Origin of the sequence: Kitasatospora sp. SUK 42 (assembly GCF_015776785.2) — a bacterium.
Taxonomy (GTDB): Bacteria; Actinomycetota; Actinomycetes; order Streptomycetales; family Streptomycetaceae; genus Kitasatospora.
On sequence record NZ_LFMD02000002.1, the window covers coordinates 1,425,329 to 1,442,736 of the forward strand.

Annotated in this window: 17 protein-coding genes; 5 read left to right on the forward strand and 12 right to left on the reverse strand. The window is 73.0% G+C overall.

Annotation, left to right across the window (positions count from 1 at the left end; genetic code table 11):
- Positions 1–343: 343 nt before the first annotated feature.
- Both RZ50_RS06025 and RZ50_RS28915 read right to left on the reverse strand, forming a co-directional pair.
- Positions 344–1,039 carry a response regulator transcription factor gene (locus RZ50_RS06025; RefSeq protein WP_196947796.1) on the reverse strand — a complete coding sequence of 232 codons (696 nt, stop codon included), beginning with the start codon at positions 1,037–1,039 and terminating at the stop codon, positions 344–346.
- On the reverse strand, positions 1,036–2,040 hold the full coding sequence (locus tag RZ50_RS28915; protein ID WP_196947797.1) for a histidine kinase: 1,005 nt from the start codon (positions 2,038–2,040) through the stop codon (positions 1,036–1,038). The genes RZ50_RS06025 and RZ50_RS28915 overlap by 4 nt, the downstream gene beginning before the upstream one ends.
- A gap of 309 nt (positions 2,041–2,349) precedes the next feature.
- On the opposite strand from RZ50_RS28915, the gene RZ50_RS06035 reads away from it, so the two are divergent.
- Complete coding sequence (locus RZ50_RS06035; protein WP_254802000.1) at positions 2,350–2,922, forward strand: hypothetical protein; 573 nt, start codon at positions 2,350–2,352, stop codon at positions 2,920–2,922.
- Between the two features lie 55 nt (positions 2,923–2,977).
- On the opposite strand, the gene RZ50_RS06040 is transcribed toward RZ50_RS06035, so the two are convergent.
- A complete protein-coding gene (locus RZ50_RS06040; RefSeq protein ID WP_196947798.1) occupies positions 2,978–3,919 on the reverse strand; it encodes a DMT family transporter in 942 nt (313 codons plus the stop codon).
- Between the two features lie 176 nt (positions 3,920–4,095).
- Positions 4,096–4,761, reverse strand: a complete 666-nt coding sequence (locus tag RZ50_RS06045) for a CatB-related O-acetyltransferase (RefSeq protein ID WP_196947799.1) — start codon at positions 4,759–4,761, stop codon at positions 4,096–4,098.
- 94 nt (positions 4,762–4,855) lie between these two features.
- Between RZ50_RS06045 and RZ50_RS06050 the strand changes: the two genes are divergently transcribed.
- From RZ50_RS06050 to RZ50_RS06060, 3 genes are all read left to right on the forward strand, one after another.
- Entirely contained in the window at positions 4,856–5,545 is a 690-nt protein-coding gene (locus RZ50_RS06050; protein WP_254802001.1) for a TetR/AcrR family transcriptional regulator, read from the forward strand.
- A gap of 84 nt (positions 5,546–5,629) precedes the next feature.
- Positions 5,630–6,340 carry a peptidylprolyl isomerase gene (locus RZ50_RS06055; RefSeq protein ID WP_254802002.1) on the forward strand — a complete coding sequence of 237 codons (711 nt, stop codon included), beginning with the start codon at positions 5,630–5,632 and terminating at the stop codon, positions 6,338–6,340.
- A gap of 122 nt (positions 6,341–6,462) precedes the next feature.
- Complete coding sequence (locus tag RZ50_RS06060; RefSeq protein ID WP_254802003.1) at positions 6,463–6,864, forward strand: MazG-like family protein; 402 nt, start codon at positions 6,463–6,465, stop codon at positions 6,862–6,864.
- 11 nt (positions 6,865–6,875) lie between these two features.
- On the opposite strand, the gene RZ50_RS06065 is transcribed toward RZ50_RS06060, so the two are convergent.
- From RZ50_RS06065 to RZ50_RS06095, 7 genes are all read right to left on the reverse strand, one after another.
- Positions 6,876–8,198 (reverse strand): geranylgeranyl reductase family protein, encoded by a 1,323-nt coding sequence (locus RZ50_RS06065; RefSeq protein ID WP_374199876.1) that lies wholly within the window; start codon positions 8,196–8,198, stop codon positions 6,876–6,878.
- A 208-nt stretch (positions 8,199–8,406) separates the two neighbouring features.
- Positions 8,407–9,102: a demethylmenaquinone methyltransferase gene (locus RZ50_RS06070; protein WP_196947801.1), complete on the reverse strand. Its 696-nt coding sequence runs from the start codon at positions 9,100–9,102 to the stop codon at positions 8,407–8,409.
- Positions 9,103–9,223: 121 nt separating this feature from the next.
- Positions 9,224–9,811: a hypothetical protein gene (locus RZ50_RS06075; RefSeq protein ID WP_196947802.1), complete on the reverse strand. Its 588-nt coding sequence runs from the start codon at positions 9,809–9,811 to the stop codon at positions 9,224–9,226.
- 257 nt (positions 9,812–10,068) lie between these two features.
- Complete coding sequence (locus tag RZ50_RS06080; RefSeq protein ID WP_196947803.1) at positions 10,069–10,782, reverse strand: hypothetical protein; 714 nt, start codon at positions 10,780–10,782, stop codon at positions 10,069–10,071.
- 14 nt (positions 10,783–10,796) lie between these two features.
- Positions 10,797–12,017, reverse strand: a complete 1,221-nt coding sequence (gene mqnC / locus RZ50_RS06085) for a cyclic dehypoxanthinyl futalosine synthase (protein ID WP_196947804.1) — start codon at positions 12,015–12,017, stop codon at positions 10,797–10,799.
- A 108-nt stretch (positions 12,018–12,125) separates the two neighbouring features.
- Positions 12,126–13,895, reverse strand: a complete 1,770-nt coding sequence (locus RZ50_RS06090) for a serine/threonine-protein kinase (RefSeq protein WP_196947805.1) — start codon at positions 13,893–13,895, stop codon at positions 12,126–12,128.
- Between the two features lie 229 nt (positions 13,896–14,124).
- The gene (locus RZ50_RS06095) at positions 14,125–15,030 is read right to left on the reverse strand and encodes a menaquinone biosynthetic enzyme MqnA/MqnD family protein (protein WP_196947806.1); all 906 of its coding nucleotides are present in this window, start codon (positions 15,028–15,030) and stop codon (positions 14,125–14,127) included.
- A gap of 465 nt (positions 15,031–15,495) precedes the next feature.
- Between RZ50_RS06095 and RZ50_RS06100 the strand changes: the two genes are divergently transcribed.
- Positions 15,496–15,699, forward strand: coding sequence for a cold-shock protein (locus RZ50_RS06100; RefSeq protein WP_030287184.1), 204 nt, complete (start codon positions 15,496–15,498; stop codon positions 15,697–15,699).
- Positions 15,700–15,974: 275 nt separating this feature from the next.
- On the opposite strand, the gene RZ50_RS06105 is transcribed toward RZ50_RS06100, so the two are convergent.
- Complete coding sequence (locus RZ50_RS06105) at positions 15,975–17,324, reverse strand: dicarboxylate/amino acid:cation symporter (RefSeq protein ID WP_196947807.1); 1,350 nt, start codon at positions 17,322–17,324, stop codon at positions 15,975–15,977.
- Positions 17,325–17,408 lie beyond the last annotated feature (84 nt).

Here is a 17,408-nt window from a genome sequence, read left to right on the forward strand (position 1 = left end):
CATTCGGAAGACGCCGTAGCCGCGCGCGCCAGGGTTGCCCGTCTGCTGGCGGTGCTGCCCGCGCTGGGCCGGCCGGTCCCAGCGCGGGGCTGCCGCGCGCTCGCAGCCCTGGCTTGTAGCCCTGGGGGCTTGCTCCCTCCTCCGTCCCTTGGCCTCGGCCTCTTCCTCCGCCGCCTCGCCACCTCCGCACGGCCTCCTGTCGGGCCGGCCCCGTTTGTCGACGCTGCCCTCAAGACCTCGGGCCAGCCGCCGTCTTCGCCTCCGCCTCCCTCTCCCTATTGGGCTCCGCCCTTGTGCGGGCCGCCTCCACAGGTTCGTCCTCGCCCTCCGGGTCAGGGGCCGGTTACCGGCTACTGGCCGCCTGTTCCCACACCCAGGCCGCGATGCCCACCCGGTTACGGGCACCGAGCTTGCGCTGGACGTTCGCGAGGTGGTTCTTCACCGTTCCCGGTGAGATGAAGAGCCTGGCTCCGATCTCGGCGTTGGTCGCCCCGTCGGCCACCAGCTCAGCGATCTCCCTTTCTCTCGCGCTCAGTTCCTCCGCCGGGCCGGCTATCGACGGCCCTGACGCACCCGCCCCGGACTCGGGTCCAGGCTTCGGGTCCGCTCCCGGCACCGCCATGTGCCTCAGGAGTCGGACGGTGATCTGCGGGCTGATCAACGCGTCCCCGGCCATCGCCGCACGGACCGCCTCGATCAGCAGTACCGGCCCCGAACGCTTCAGCAGGAATCCCGCCGCACCGTGCCTCAGAGCCGTGTGCACGTACTCGTCCAGGTCGAAGGTGGTCACCACGATCACCTTGCACTGGCCCGCCAGTTGCCGCGTGACCTCCAGGCCGTCGAGCTTCGGCATCCGGATGTCCGCGAGCACGACGTCCGGCCGAAGCCTCTTCGCCTCCGCCACCGCCGCGGCGCCGTCCGCCGCCTCCGCCACCACCGTCATGTCCGGCTGGACGTCCAGGATCATCCGGAACGCGCTGCGGACATCGGCCTGGTCATCGGCAACCAGGATCCGAATCGGCCCCGTACCGCTCCTCATGTCTGAACCTCCCTGGTGTCGATCCGTGCCGGCTCCTGCGACCGCGCAGGTTCTCCGCCGGCTCCTTCCAGTGGCAGCGTCGCCCTCACCTGCCAGGCCTCCCGCTCGTACGGGCCGGCTCCCAGCGAGCCGCCGAGGGCTTCCACCCGGGCCGCCAGGCCCGGCAGTCCGCTTCCGCCGCCCATGCGCGGCTTCCCTCCCGGAGCCGGGGCCCGGCCGTCGTTGGTCACGGTCAGCTCCAGCCATCCGCCGCTTCGCCGGGCCAGGATCTCGACCGACCGCGCGGCCGGAGCGTGGCGCCGGACGTTGGTCAGGGCTTCGACGACGATCCGGTGGACCGTGCCCTCCACCTCTCGCGGCACTGGCTCCTCCGGCAGCTCCAGCCGGACCTCGGCGCCACCGGCGGCGGCGAACCGCTCGGCCACCTCCGCGAGTTCGGCCAGAGCCGGCTGCGGGCCGCGGTCGGCACCGTCCTCGGTGCGCAGCAGCTGGACCGTCCGGTCCAGCGAAGCCAGGGCCCGCTGCCCCGCCTGCTCTATCCGCTCGAACATCTCGGCCGCGCGGGCCGGGTCGATCGCGGCCAGGTACGCCCCGGCCTGGGCCTGGGCGACCATGCCGCTGACGTCGTGGGCCACGAAGTCGTGCAGGTCGTGGGCGAGTTCGAGGCGCTGGCTCCGCCTGGCCTCGGCGACCGCCCGCTGCCGCCCGTTGTCCAGGCCTCGCAGATAGAGGCCGATCAGGACGGTCGGCAGGGACAGCATCGATCCGAACCCGAAGACGGTCAGTGTGTCGGCGGGCCCGTTGATCGCCTCGAAGCGGGACGGCCAGAGCGCGACCGCGCCGCAGGCCGTCCAGGCCGCCGCCGCGCACCGCGGGCCGTCCTCGGTCCGCAGGGTGAGGACCACCGACAGCAGCAGGGCGGCCAGTTCGACCAGGCCGAGCAGTGCGGGCCAGCGGTCGGACTCCGTCCAGCGGCCGGCCAACCAGACGGCGGTGGTCACCGCCACCGACACCGCCCCAACCGCGACGGTCAGGGCCGACGCCGCGTGGCGCCCGCGGGCCGCCCACACAGGCAGCAGAAGTGCCGGAACAATCACGGCCAGGAGCTGAGTCATCGTCACCGCCTTCCTTCGACTGCCGTCACATTACGACGCGGCCACGGCGGTTCGCCTGTGCTGATCGGCATATTTCACAGGGCGGTTGAGCAGGAGAGACAGCCCGATCGGCATCTGCCGCACGCCCCTGGTGGGCCTCCACTCTTGAGTCATCGCACCGGCCGGGGAGGCCGGACCGGAAGGGAGTCCACCACCATGTCGAAGCTTGTGATCAACGCTCGGAGCACCGCTCACCGCGCCCGGACGGCCGCACCGGCCGTCCCGCCCGCGCCGCGCTGGGCGGAGCTCGCCGCCAAGGCCGCCGTCTGGACCACCGTCCCCTCGGGGGTGTGGCGGATCGCGTTCGGGTTCGGCGTCCCGGTCGGCTTCACCGGCGCGACGGCCGCGCGGTACGCCGAGCACCAGCCGGGCTGGGGCACCGTCTACGTGGTGGTGCTGAGCGCGCTGGCCGAGTCGCTGGCGTTCCTGACCATGGGCCTGGTCCGGTCCTGGGGGCAGGTGGCGCCCGGATGGATCCCGCTGATCGGCGGTCGGCGGGTCCCTCCGCTCGCCGCGATCGTTCCGGCCGCGCTGGGGTCTGCGGTCCTGACCGCGATGGGGCTTGTCTCCCTGTTCGGCGGCTGGGCTCGGAACATGGCCGAACCGGATTCGCCGCGCGGCTTCGCCGCCCTGGTGATGACCCTCGCCTACCTGCCCCTGGTCGTCTGGGGGCCGCTGCTCGGCGCGGTCACCGTCGACTTCGCGCGCCGCACCCTGCGGCGCCGGTGACGGTGGCGGAGGTGGAAGACATGGCGACGGTGGCAGACATGGCGGCGGAGGCGGGTCAGGTCGCGGCGGGCTCCGGCACCCGATCGGTTGCCGTGTCGCGGCCCGGCGCCGGGGCGGTGCGACGGCCCCACTCGGTCGCGACCAGCACCATAACCCCGCCGAGCAGGGCGAGCGGACCCATCCGGTTCCCGGCGACGGTGATACCGAAGACGGCGGCCCACAGCGGTTCGGTCCCGAGCAGGAGGCTCACCCGGGACGGGGAGGTGGCCCGGACCGCCCACATCTGGACGAAGAAGGCGAACAGGGTGCAGAACAGGGACAGATGCAGCAGCCAGGCCCACTGGCCGGCTCCGTACGAGAGCGCGACGGTCCACGGCGCAGGGCCCCCGGCCAGTGCGACGACCGCGAACACGGTCGTGGCGGTGGCGAGCTGGACCCAGGTCACGGCGAGCATGTCGGTGTCCCGGATGGCGCGGGTGCGGGCCATGGCGAGGACGTACGCCGAGCGGACCAGGGCGGCGCCCAGTACCAGCAGGTCACCGAGGGCGGGTGGGCGCAGCCCGCCGTCTCCGGTGAGCAGGGCGACGCCGGCGACGGCCAGCCCGGCTGCCGCGAGGAAGGCGCGCGGCGGCGCGGTTCGGCCGAGGGCGCTCTCGCCGAGCGGGGTGAGCACCATCGCAAGGCTGATGATCAGCCCGGCGTTGGTGGCGGAGGTGTGCACGGCCCCGTAGGTCTCCAGCAGGAAGATTCCGCTGAGTACCAGGCCCAGTGCGGCGCCTCCGAGCCACTCGGCGCGGCTCAGTCGCCGCAGTGTCCGCCGGGCGACCAGCCCGAGCAGCGGCAGTACCAGTCCGAAGCGCAGTACGAGCATCGCCACGACCGTCCCCGGCTCGGCCACCCGTTGGACGGCGAGGAAGCTCGACCCCCACACCACTGCCACGAGCAGGACCGGCAGATCACGAAGAACCGATGAGGACGAGAGCGGGGAGGCACGCATGAGGAGGATCCCTCCGAACGAACGGAACCGGCGGGCGCGAGGACCGTACGGCGTCGGACGGACCGGGGAGCTGGGCGCATGGCTCAGCGGGGGAAGGGGCGGAGCGTGGAGCAGGGAGGCGCCATCTTCGCGCACCTGCCCGTTGGTGATCAATGCCCCTGCCGGGCGCCGACGGGTCAGGAGGCGAGCAGACCGTTCGCCTCGGCGATCGCCTCGATGTCGGCTGGGGTGCCGGACATGATGGTGCGGACGTGCTCGGTGACGAGCTCGACCGGCCAGTCCCACCAGGCCGCGCGGAGCAGGCGCTCGATGTCGGCGTCGTCGAAGCGGCGCCGGATCGGGCGGGCGGGGTTGCCGCCGACGATCGTGTAGGGCTCGATGTCGGCGGTGACCATCGCACCGGCCGCGATGATCGCGCCGTCGCCAATCCGGATGCCGGGCAGGACGGTGGCGCCGTAGCCGAACCAGACGTCGTTGCCGACCACGGTGTCGCCGCGGCTGGGCAGGCCCGTGACGATGTCGAGGGTCTGCTCGGTCCAGCTGCCGCCGAACATCGTGAAGGGGAAGGTGGAGACGCCGATGGTCGGGTGGGCGGCTCCGGCCATCAGGAAGCGGGTCCCGGTGGCGAGGGCGCAGTACCTGCCGATCACCAGCCGTTCGGGTCCGTAGGCGTAGAGGACGTTGCGCTCCTGGAAGCGGGTGGCTCCGTCAGGGTCGTCGAAGTAGGTGTATTCGCCGACTTCGATCCTCGGGTCGGTGACGAGTGGGCGCAGCAGGACCACGCGGTCGTGGCCGGCGAGCGGGTGGAGGGCGGTCGGGTCGGGGACGGCGGTGGTGGTCACCAGGGCTCCTCTCGTAATGCGACTTGAGTCGCATTACGATGAGCATGGCATGAGCGCCACCCCGCAGCAAGGCTTAACGCGACAGGAGTCGACTTTGAGTGGAGCAAACCATCCCGAGCAGGAGCGGCAGCCCTACGCTCCGACCCCGCGCCCGGGCGGCCGCAGCGCCCGGGTCCGGGCGGACGTGGTCACCGCCACGCTCGCCGAGGTCGCCGAGAAGGGGTACGACGGCCTCACCGTCGAGGCGGTCGCAACCCGCTCCGGCGTCCACAAGGCGACCCTCTACCGGCGGTGGGGCGGGGTCGACGGACTGGTCGCGGACGCCCTGACCGCCTCGGCCGACCAGCCCTGGCCGCTGCCGGACACCGGAGACCTCCGCCAGGACCTCCGCCGAATCACCCAGGAGGTGTTCAGCGTCTTCACCGATCCCGATCTGGGCCCCACGCCCACCGCACTGATCTCCGCCGCTCAGCGCTCCGACGCCGGCGCGGCCGCCCTGCACGCCTTCTTCACGGCCCGCCACCGCCAGGCCGCCGAAGTGGCCGAACGGGCCGTCGCACGCGGGGAGCTGCCCGCCGGGACGGACGGTGCCGAGGTGGTCCGGGCCGCCACCGCCCCGCTCTACTACCGCCTGTTCGTCACCGGCGAGCCGCTGGACGCCCGCACCGCCGAGCGGGCCGCCGACGCCGCCGCCCTGGCCGCTCGCGCCGGGCTGTTCACCTCCGCCCTGGCCGCCGAGGAGGCACACGCCAAACCCAACACCACGACTCCGCAAGGCAACTGACCTACCACCAGCCACCAGAGAACGAAGGAGTATCGACCGCCCCGACCCCTACCGGAGACCCATCCGGCCGTGGATGATGCCTGCATGACAACCATGCCGTCCACCACCCCACGGAAGGCCCGTCACGTGAAGCGCACGCACTGGGCACTGGTCGCCGCCGCCACCGTCCTCCCGCTGGCAGCGAGCACCGGCACCGCCGTCGCGGACACACCCGCGTCCGCGACCGCCCAGAGCGCGGCCTGCACGTACACACCCGCCGTCCCGGCCGACAACTTCAAGGGCATCCCGGTCTTCGACGCCAAGAAGGCGGCCCAGCCCTACCACGCGACGCTGCGGACCAACCAGGGCCAGATCACCTTCGAGGCGCTGACCGACAAAGCGCCGTGCACCACCTTCTCGTTCCGTTTCCTCGCCGAGCACGACTACTTCGACCGCAGCCACTGCCACCGCCTCACCACCCAGCGGATCTACGTCCTGCAGTGCGGCGACCCGACCGGGACCGGCAGCGGCGGCCCGGGCTACTCCTTCCCGGACGAGAACCTGACCGGCGCCACCTACCCGGCCGGCACCGTGGCCATGGCCAACGCCGGTCCGAACACCAACGGCAGCCAGTTCTTCATCGTCTGGAAGGACACCAAGCTCTCCCCCGCCTACACCCCGTTCGGCCGGGTCACGGCCGGCCTGGACGTCCTGCAGAAGATCGCCGCCGCCGGTGAGGACGACCAGAACGGGCCCGGCGACGGCTTCCCCAACGTCCCCGTGAACATCCGCCACGTGAAGATCAGCAAGCACTGACGGAGAAGCCCGGAGAAGCCGGGGGCTCCGGGAGGCCCTGGCACCCCGGGCACCCCACCCTCCCCGCCGCGCCGCTCCCGTACGGTGGCAGGACCAACGACACCGCAGGGGAGCAGCACCGCATGGACGGCCGGATCTGGGAGAGCGTCGACCACCTGGTCGCATGGCTGGACGAGCAGAGCACGCAGGAGGAGCGGCTGCTGCGGATCCTCAAGGTCTCCGAGGAGGTGGGCGAGGTCGGCGCGGCGGTGATCGGCGCCACCGGGCAGAACCCCCGCAAGGGCGTCACCCACACCTGGGAGGACGTCCAGCACGAACTCTGCGACGTCGTCTTCGCCGCGCTGGTCGCCCTGCGGACGCTCACCCCGGACGCGGCCCGGGTGTTCGCCGAACGCCTCGCCTACGTCGAGCAGCGCTCCGCCGCCTCCCGCGACACCCTGGTCCGGGAGGCGGCGCCGGAGGTGGCACCGGTAACGGCAGCGAGGGCGACGCCGGAGGCGGCACCGGCGCCGGACCCGCGCTAGCCCGCCCCCGCTCAGGCGTTCGGCGCGACCTTCGTCAGCCCGTTGATCACGCGGTCCATCGCGTCGCCGCCCTGCGGGTCGGTGAGGTTGGCGAGCAGCTTCAGGGTGAAGCGCATCAGCATCGGGTGGGTGAGGCCGCGCTGGGTGGCGAGCTGCATCACCTTGGGGTTGCCGATGAGCTTCACGAAGGCGCGGCCCAGCGTGTAGTAGCCGCCGTACACGTCCTTGAGGATGCGCGGGTAGGCCTGCAGGGCGCGCTCGCGGCCGCCGTCGGTGACCCGGGCGTGGGCCTGCACGATGACCCCGGCGGCGATCTGGCCGGATTCCATCGCGTAGGCGATGCCCTCGCCGTTGAACGGGTTGACCATGCCGCCCGCGTCGCCGACGAGGAGCAGGCCGCGGGTGTAGTGCGGCTGACGGTTGAAGGCCATCGGCAGCGCGGCGCCGCGGATCGGCTCGGTCATGTTCTCGGGGGTGTAGCCCCACTCCTCCGGCATCCCGGCGCACCAGGCCTTGAGCACCTCGCGCCAGTCCAGTTCGCCGAACGCGGGCGAGGAGTTGAGGATGCCGAGGCCGACGTTGGAGGTGCCGTCGCCCATGCCGAAGACCCAGCCGTAGCCGGGCAGCAGCTTGCGCTGGCCGTCGCGGGTGTCCCACAGCTCCAGCCAGGACTCCAGGTAGTCGTCGTCGTGGCGCGGCGAGGTGAAGTAGGTGCGGTAGGCGACGCCCATCGGGCGGTCCTCGCGGCGGTGCAGGCCCATGGCCAGCGAGAGCCGGGTGGAGTTGCCGTCGGCGGCGACCACCAGCGGGGCCCGGAAGGTGACCGGCCGCTTCTCCTCGCCGAGCTTCGCGGTGACGCCGACGATCCGACCGGTGCGGTCGTCCAGGACCGGGCCGCTGACGTTGCACCGCTCGTAGAGCCGCGCGCCGGCCTTCTCGGCCTGACGGGCCAGCAGCTCGTCGAAGTCGGCGCGCTTGCGGACCAGGCCGTAGTCCGGGAAGGCCGACAGCTCCGGCCAGTCCAGCTCCAGCCGGACGCCGCCGCCGATGATGCGCAGGCCCTTGTTGTGCAGCCAGCCGTTCCCGGTGGAGACGTCGATGCCCATGTCCACCAGCTGCTTGGTGGCACGCGGGGTCAGGCCGTCGCCGCAGACCTTCTCCCGGGGGAAGGCGGTCTTCTCCAGCAGCAGCACGTCCAGGCCCGCCTGGGCGAGGTAGTACGCGGTCGTGGAGCCGGCCGGGCCCGCGCCGACCACGATGACGTCGGCGGTGCTCTCGACCGTGTCGTCCACCGTGCTGTCCGGCTTCGTCAGATCGGCTGCGGTCTCGGACACGTGGACACACTCCTGGAGCTGCGGCGGGGGGACGGCGGCTTTGTCTCCGGCAGTCTAGTTCCGCTCACACCACCGCAGACGCCCCCGCCCCTCGCGGACGCCCGCGGAACCCCGCAGGGCGGGCGGGGCACCCCTCGGAACACCCCAGGCCCGCAGGCCCGCAGCCCCAGGCCCACGGGCGCGCGGCCCCACGGGCCCACCGCCTCGGCTACGCCGTCTTGTACCCGCGGTGCAGCGCCACGATCCCGCCCGTCAGGTTCCGCCAGGCGACCTTCGACCAGCCGCCGTCCTGCATCCGGGCGGCCAGCGAGGGCTGGTCCGGCCAGGCCCGGATCGACTCGGCGAGGTACACGTACGCGTCGGGGTTGCTGCTGACCGCGGTGGCGACCGGCGGCAGCGCGCGCATCAGGTACTCGGTGTAGACCGTGCGGAACGGCGTCCAGGTCGGCGTGGAGAACTCGCAGATCACCAGCTTGCCGCCGGGCTTGGTGACCCGGTGCATCTCGCGCAGCGCCGCGTCCGTGTCGTGGACGTTGCGCAGCGCGAAGGAGATCGTCACCGAGTCGAAGGTGTCGTCCGCGAACGGCAGCTTGGTGGCGTCGCCCGCGGTGAGCGGCAGCTCGGGGTGGCGGCGCTTGCCTTCGGCGAGCATGCCGACCGAGAAGTCGCACGGGACGACCTTGGCCCCGGCGTCCGCGAAGGGCAGCGAGGAGGTGCCGGTGCCGGCGCCGAGGTCGAGCACGAGGTCCCCCGGTCCGGCGTCCACCGTCTCGGCCACCGCCCGGCGCCAGGCGCGGGCCTGGCCGAGGGAGAGCACGTCGTTGGTGAGGTCGTACTTGGCCGCGACGTCGTCGAACATGGCGGCGACTTCGTGCGGCTGCTTGTCCAGAGAGGCTCGGGTCACGACCCCATTGTTCACCCTGCGACGGACACCCCGACCAACGGGGCACCGACCAGCGAGGCACCGGGCACGCCGGTCACGCCGGGCCGAACCCCTGGAAGACGCCCGCCCCCTCAGTGCTCGCTCAGTGCAGCCCGCGCCGTCCGCCCGCCCGCCTCCGCCGCCGGGAGCGCTTGCCGTGCGTTATCGCGGGCATCCCGTCGGCCAGCGCCCCGGTCGCCAGCGCGAGGTTGGCGGCGAGCCGCCCCTGGCCGCTGCGGACCGCGACGGCCCGCCAGTGCCTGCGGATGCGCAGCATGCAGATCACGAAGGCCACCGCGGCGACCGGCACGCTGAACCGGGCCAGTCCTATGCCGACCGGCTGCGGGTAGGTGTCGCCGCAGACCCGCACCGCGTCCGGGTCGTCGGCCGCGTGCTCCAGGCAGACGGCGTCACCGACCCGGGCGCCGTCCGCGAGCGGCAGGGCCGCCGCGGTGTGCGGCTGGCCGCCCGCCCGGTAGCTGACGGCGCTGTAGGTGCCGCCGCCGGTCGGGAGCTGGGTGATGACGCCCTCGACCCTCACCGGGTGGGCCCCGATCCGGTCGGCCTGGACGGCCTGACGCCAGCCGAGCAGGCACATGCCGACGGCGAGCACGGCGCTGAGCACGGCGGCGAGGTACCAACCACGGCCCATCCGCGGGGAGCGCGGCGGGGGAACGATCGCGGTTCGCATGGTTCCTGTCCTGGTGCCTTCGGGGCCGGGGACACGGCCCCGCCGTCCGCGGTCACGGACGGTGGTGTGGTGAGGGTACGGAGTGAGCTGTTCGGGATCGTATCCGCTGGCGGCCCCTCAGGTCACGGCGAAGGGGGAATCACCCATCGGCGCGGGCACCGGAGTTCAGGCGCACACGAAGGAAGTCCGGTGCGCCGCAGGGCAATCCGGCTACTGACGAGTACGTCACACCGGCCCGGTGCCGGGCGGCGCGCTCCTCACCGCCGCCGGTACACCAACCGTCCGCCCAGGACGGTCGCCAGGCATCCGCCCGGCAGCGGCTCGGCACCGCTCTCCCCCGCGGCCGCGAACACCGCGAAGTCCGCCCGGCCGCCGACCGTCACCCGCCCGTACACGGCCCGCGCCAGCGGCAGCCCCGCCAGCGGGTCCAGTACCTCGGCGCCGACCGGCGTCCCAGCACCGTCCAACGCCCCGGCGCCGCCCAGCGCCCCCGCACCGCCCGACGCCACACCACCCGACACCCCGCCGCCCGGCAGCACCACCAGCCCGGAGCGCGCCACCGCCGTCCGCACCGATGCCCGCTCGAAGGGCCCGGCCACCGCCGTCACCCCGAACCCGAGCATCCGCTGCAACCCCCGCCGCGCACTCGCCCCGCACCGCGCCTCGTCGGCGGACCCGCCCGACCCCACCAGCCCGTCCGCCACCGGTTCGACGCCGATCTCCTCCCGCGGGTCCGGGTGGTAGTCCCGCTCCAACAGCCGCTGCCCGTGAGGGTTCCGCAGCCCGGGCGTGAGCACCGCCGCGCCCCAGTCCCGCACCCGCGCCTCCGGGTGCGCCGCCGCCAGCTCCGCGTACGGCCCGACGGCCTCGACGCGCTCGCCGCGCACCACCACCGCCCCGTCGGCGAAGGACGGGGCGGCGGGATCGGCCGGATCGGGCAGCACGAGGGCCGCCCGGTGCAGGGTCAACACGGCGGCACCCGGGCTCAGTTGTCCAGGATCTTCAGCTCGGGGTGCGCGGTGCCGCCCTCGATCGCCGTGGAGGCGATGTGCGAGGCGACCCGCGGGTCGACCGGGTCGTTGGCCGGGTCGTCCAGCACCCGCAGGTGCTCGTACGTGGTCGAGCGCTGCGCCGGGACGCGGTCGGCGGTGCGGATGAGGTGGATCAGCTCGGTGAGGTTGGAGCGGTGCTTGGCACCGGCCGCCGAGACGACGTTCTCCTCCAGCATGACCGAGCCGAGGTCGTCCGCGCCGTAGTGCAGCGACAGCTGGCCGGCCTCCTTGCCGGTGGTGAGCCAGGAGCCCTGGATGTGGGCGACGTTGTCGAGGAACAGGCGGGCGATCGCGATCATCCGCAGGTACTCGAAGACGGTGGCCTGGGTCGAGCCCTTCAGGTGGTTGTTCTGCGGCTGGTAGGTGTACGGGATGAAGGCCCGGAAGCCGCCGGTGCGGTCCTGCACGTCGCGGATCATCCGCAGGTGCTCGATCCGCTCGGCGTTGGTCTCGCCGGTGCCCATCAGCATGGTGGAGGTGGACTCGACGCCCAGGCCGTGCGCGGCCTCCATGATCTCCAGCCAGCGCTCGCCCGACTCCTTCAGCGGGGCGATCGCCTTGCGCGGGCGCTCCGGCAGCAGCTCGGCGCCGGCGCCGGCGAAGGAGTCCAGGCCCGCCTTGTGGATCCGGGTGATGGCCTCCTCGATGGAGACGCCCGAGATCCGGGCCATGTGGTCGACCTCGGAGGCGCCCAGCGAGTGGATCACCAGCTGCGGGAACTCGGCCTTGATCGCCGAGAACGCGCGCTCGTAGTACTCCACGCCGTAGTCGGGGTGGTGACCGCCCTGGAACATGATCTGGGTGCCGCCCAGCTCGACCGTCTCGGCGCAGCGGCGCAGGATCTCGTCGAGCTCTCGGGACCAGCCCTTGTCGCTCTTCGGCGGCACGTAGAAGGCGCAGAACTTGCACGCCGTCACGCACACGTTGGTGTAGTTGATGTTGCGCTCGATGATGTACGTCGCGATGTGCTCGGTACCGGCGTAGCGGCGGCGGCGCACCGCGTCGGCGGCGGAGCCGAGCGCGTGCAGCGGCGCCGAGCGGTAGAGCTCCAGCGCCTCCTCCGGGGTGATCCGGCCGCCGGCGGCGGCCCGGTCGAGCACGGCCTGCAGGTCGGTGCTGGACGCATCGAGGGTGGTCGCTGCGAGCTCGGTCACCTGGCGGCCTTCTCTCTCTCAAGTGCTACTCGGGTACGGCCGAACCAGCCTACGCCAGCCCTTTCCAGCGCCCGCGTCAGCCCGCTGAGCTGCGCTTCCGAACCCGCCTCAGCCCGCCGCCCCGGTCGCCTTGCGCATCGTCCCCGCCGGGTTCCCGGCCGCCGGGTCGGCGGAGGTGAAGCGGATCGTCCCGTCGGCCTGGAGGGTGAGGGTCTCCGCGTCGGCGCCGCCGGTGCAGGCGCCGGGCATCGAGGAGCGGACCAGCCGGGACTGGAACACCAGCCTGGTCGCGGAGGCGGACTTGAGCGTCCAGGCGCCCTCGCAGCTGATCGAGATCAGGCCGGAGAGGGCGTTGCGGCTGGTGGTGGCCTCCTCGCCGATCGCCGCCGGACGGACGGTGAGCGTCGTGGTGCCGCCGGGCAGTCCCTTGTCCGTGACCATCTCCCCGCTCCAGGTGCCGAGGAACGCGGCCGGCACCACGTTCGGCCCACCCGTCCCGGGCGCCGAGGCCGAAGCCGACCCGGTGGCCGGGGCCGCACCGGTGGCCGGGGCCGACGCGGCCCCGGACGCGGAAGCGGGCGCCGTGGCCGTCCCCGAAGCGAGGGCCCCGCTCGGCGGGGCGGCCTGGCCCGGGTGGACGGACACCCCCGGCAGCGGCCCCACGGTCGCCACCGGCGCCGGCAGCCGGTCCCGGTGCAGCCACGCGTACAGCCCGTACCCGCCGCCCCCGAGCCCCGCGGCCACCACCGCGGCCACCGCCAGGGCCCCGGCCCGCCGCCGCCACGCCGGCACGGAGTCACTCGACCGCACGGGCCCCGGCGGCAGGTACCCCTTCGACACGAAGTCCGACGCGGAGTCGGGCACGGAGCCGGGCGCGGAGTCGGGCACGGGGCCGGGCACGGAGTTCGACACGAAGGTCGGCGAGGGCACCGGCCCGGCCGCCTCCCCCTCCCCGGACCCCGCCCCCTCCGGCTCCCCGTCCAGGTCCAGCAGTTCCACCGCCGCCCGGCCCACCCCCGCCGCCAGCGCCGCCGGCAGCCAGCCGCCCTGCGCCAGCCGGGTGGCGGCCGCGCCGTCCCCGTCCAGCCGGGCGCGCAGCCGCTGCGGGGTGGGCCGGGCGGCCGGATCCTTGGCCAGGCAGTCGAGGACGATCGTGCGCAGCGGGTCGGGCAGCCCGGCCACGTCCGGTTCCTCGTGGAGCACCCGGTAGAGGAGGACGGCCGCGCTGACCCCCTCCCCGAAGGGGTGGACCCCGGTGGCGGCGTAGGCCAGGACGGCGCCGAGCGAGAAGACATCCCCGGCCGGTCCGACCGGCTGGCCGTTCGCCTGCTCGGGGGACATGAAGCCCGGCGAGCCGACCACATAACCCGAACGGGTGAGCCCGGCGGCCGCGTCCAGCGCCCGGGCGATGCCGAAGTCGATCAGCCGCGGCCCGTCCAGGGTCAGCAGCACGTTGGACGGCTTGACGTCGCGGTGGACGAGGCCGAGCCCGTGGACGTGGGCGAGCGCCTCGGCGAGCCCGACGCCGAGCGAGCGGACGGACGGTTCGGGGAGCGGCCCGTACGTCCGGACGGCGGTGGCGAGCGCGGGGCCCGCGACGTAGCCGGTGGCGACCCAGGGCCGCCCGCCCTCGGTGTCGGCGTCCAGGACGGGAGCGGTCCAGGCGCCGCCGACCCGCCGGGCCGCGGCGACCTCCTGGCGGAACCGGGCGCGGAACTCGGGGTCGTCGGCGAGTTCCGGGCGCACGACCTTGACGGCGACGGTGCGCCCGCCGGCCGTCCGGCCGAGGTAGACCCGGCCCATCCCGCCCGAACCGAGCCGCCGCAGCAGCCGGTAGGCGCCCACCCTGCGCGGGTCGTCCGACTCCAGTGCCCCCATGCCCCGTACGCTCCCCTCGCCCTCGCCCGCGCGGCTCCCGGGCGGGTGCCCGGCCGCGCGCACGCCGCTTCCGGGGCGCGCCCCGCGGACCGGCCGTCGGACCGGCCGTCGGACGCGCCTCGGGAGCAGACCGTACCGGGCCTGACCGACCGCCCGCTCAGCCCGTCGGCGGCCCCGGAAGCCCAGGGGCCCAGGGGCCCGAGAGCCTGGAGGCTCGGAGGGCCGGGCCCTACTGGCCCACCGGCAGCGCGGCCGGCTCCAGCAGCCGCACCGCGACGTCCGGCGTGAAGCCGCTGTCGTACGCGACCCGCCGGGCGAACTCGGCGACCCCGGCCAGCTGCCGCTCGCCGAGCGAGAAGTCGAGCGCCTCGCTGAAGTACCGCTCCAGCACGTCCGCCCCGAAGGCCTCCCAGCGGGCGGCCTGTTCGGCGACCTTCGCGGCCTCCACCAGCGACAGGTCGCGGGACTCCAGGAAGGCCCGGTGGACGGCCGCGGTCAGCTCGGGGCGGCGCTCGGCGAACTCGCGGCGCACGGCCCAGACCGCGAAGACGAACGGCAGGCCGGTCCACTCCTTCCACATCTCGCCGAGGTCGTGGACCTTCAGTCCGAGGTCGGCGGCCTGCCCGAGGTAGGCGCGCAGCGCGGGGTCGCCGATGAGGACGGCGGCGTCGGCCTCGGCGAGCATCGCGCTGAGGTCCGGCGGGCAGCTGAAGTAGTCGGGGCGGACGCCCTCGCGCTCCTCCAGGAGGAGCCGGGCGAGCCGGACGGAGGTGCGGCTGGTGGAGCCGAGGGCGACCCGGCGGCCGTCGAGGTCGGCGAGCGGCACCTTGCTGACGATGATGCAGGACATCACCGGGCCGTCGCTGCCGACCGCGATGTCGGGCAGGACGAGCAGGTCGTCGGCGTTGCGCAGGTACTCCACGCAGGTGATCGGCCCGATGTCCAGGGAGCCGCCGACGAGCTGGTCGCTCAGCTTCTCCGGGGTGTCCTTGGTGAGGTCCAGGTCGAGCAGGTTGCCGGTCCTGGCGAGGCCCCAGTAGAGGGGTACGCAGTTCAGGAACTGGATATGGCCGACCCGCGGCCTGACCGGGGTGTTCTCCTCGGACTCCCGTGTTTCCGCATCCGGTGTTGCCACTGCGCCGCTCCCTTAGCTGTTCGTGAGCCTCCCCGCAGCGTATGCCTGCCGTTCGCGGCGCCCCGCACCGGCCACCCGACACGCGTGCGCGCTGTCCCCGGCCCCCGCGCGCACCCCCGCTCAGACCGTCTCCGTCCGCCTCCGGCCGCCTCCGCGGACGCTTTCGATCACGTGCTCGCACGCCCTCAACAGGCTTGCCCGCACCCGCTCCCACGCCTGACGACACGCGCCGTCCACGCCCCGATCGACCCCTGGTCGTCACAGCGGCCGCATGCTAGCGTTGCCCTCAGTTGCAGTTTGATTCCCCTTGCAGTACTTGAAGCCTGCGGAGCATGTAACCGCGGGCTTTTTGTAGTTTTTCAGCAATATCGAAAAATTTCGGACTCGTCCGGAGGCAGGGCGATCAGCGCAGCGGACCGGGTGCCACACGGTGTGGCCCCCGACACGCATCGCAAGGAGAACGGCATGGCTCAGGGAACCGTCAAGTGGTTCAACGCTGAGAAGGGCTTCGGCTTCATCGCCCAGGAGGGCGGCGGCCCCGACGTCTTCGTCCACTACTCCGCCATCAACGCGAACGGCTTCCGTTCGCTGGAGGAGAACCAGGCGGTCACCTTCGACGTCACCCAGGGCCCGAAGGGCCCGCAGGCGGAGAACGTCACCGCTGTCTGACCATCCTCTGATGTTCTGATCGCTCAGGACCCGTTCGGGTCCATCGGCGGCTCCCGACAGCCGTCACCGTGAGCACAAGAGCAACACCCAAGGGGGCCTGCCCATCGTGGCGGGCCCCCTGCCTTTTCTCCGGGAGGACGCGGCCCCGAGGAGACACGGCCCGGGCCAAACGCGGCCCCCGGCCCCCGAGGAGAACGCCGAAGGGCCCTCCCCCGTCACCGGGAGAGGGCCCTTCGGCTGTCAAGCGGGTGTCGTGCGCGCCCCGCGGTCCGGGATCAGGCCGTCGCCGTGGCCCCCGCGCCGCTCTGCGCCGGGATGACGGCCTTCGGCGCGTCCTCCTCGTACAGGTCGCCGGAGGGGTTGTTGTACGCGGCCACGTCCAGGATGTTCTCCCGGGCCGCGACCACGATCGGCACCACGACCTGGCCGGCGACGTTGGTCGCGGTCCGCATCATGTCCAGGATCGGGTCGATGGCGAGCAGCAGGCCGACGCCCTCCAGCGGCAGGCCCAGGGTGGACAGGGTCAGCGTCAGCATGATGATCGCGCCGGTGAGGCCCGCGGTGGCGGCCGAACCGACCACCGAGACGAAGGCGATCAGGATGTAGTCCTTGATGCCCAGCTCGATGTTGAAGACCTGGGCGACGAAGATCGCGGCGACGGCCGGGTAGACCGCGGCGCAGCCGTCCATCTTGGTGGTGGCGCCGAACGGCACGGAGAAGGAGGCGTACTCGCTGGGGACGCCGAGGCGCTCGGTGACGCGGCGGGTGACCGGCAGGGTGCCGACCGAGGAGCGCGAGACGAAGGCCAGCTGGATCGCGGGCCAGGCGCCCTTGAAGAAGTGCAGCGGGTTGAGCCCGGCGGCGAAGCGCAGCACCAGCGAGTAGACGACGAACAGGACCAGCGCGCAGCCGACGTAGATGTCGAGGGTCAGCGTGGCGAAGGGCTTGAGCAGGTCCCAGCCGTACTTGGCGACGGACTTGCCGATCAGGCCGAGGGTGCCGAGCGGGGAGAGCCGGATGACCCACCACAGGGCGGTCTGGGTCAGCTCCAGCACGGACTCGCTGATCTTGAGGATCGGCTCGGCCTTGGCACCGATCTTGATGATCGCGGCGCCGACCACGACCGCCATGAAGACGATCTGCAGCACGTTCACCTTGACGAAGGCGTCGACGATGTTGGTCGGGAAGATCCCGGTCAGGAAGTCGATCCAGGTGCCCTTGGAGTCGAGCGCCTTGAGGCCCTCGGTCTTCAGGTTGGTGCCCTTGCCGGGGTTGGTCAGCAGGCCCAGGCCCAGGCCGATGCCGACCGCGATCAGCGAGGTGATCATGAACCAGAGCAGGGTGCGGGTGGCCAGGCGGGCCGCGTTGGTGACGTTGCGCAGGTTGGCGACGCTCACCACGATCGCGGTGAACACCAGCGGCGGGACGGCCAGCTTGAGCAGCTGGACGAAGATCTTGCCGATGGTCTCCAGGGTGGTGGCCAGCCAGGAGATGTCGGCGGCGCGGGCCAGGTAGCCGAGGCCGACGCCGAGCACGAGGCCGGCGACGATCTGCACCCAGAACGGCGTCTTGCGGATGCGGGTGAGCACGGACGGCGACGAGGTCGCCTCGGGCGCTGTGGACATGGGGGTGCGACTCCGGGGGAGGGCGTTGCTGACGGTGGGGCGTGGGGCGGAGGGGGGCGGCACGGCGGGGGGCCGGACGGGAGA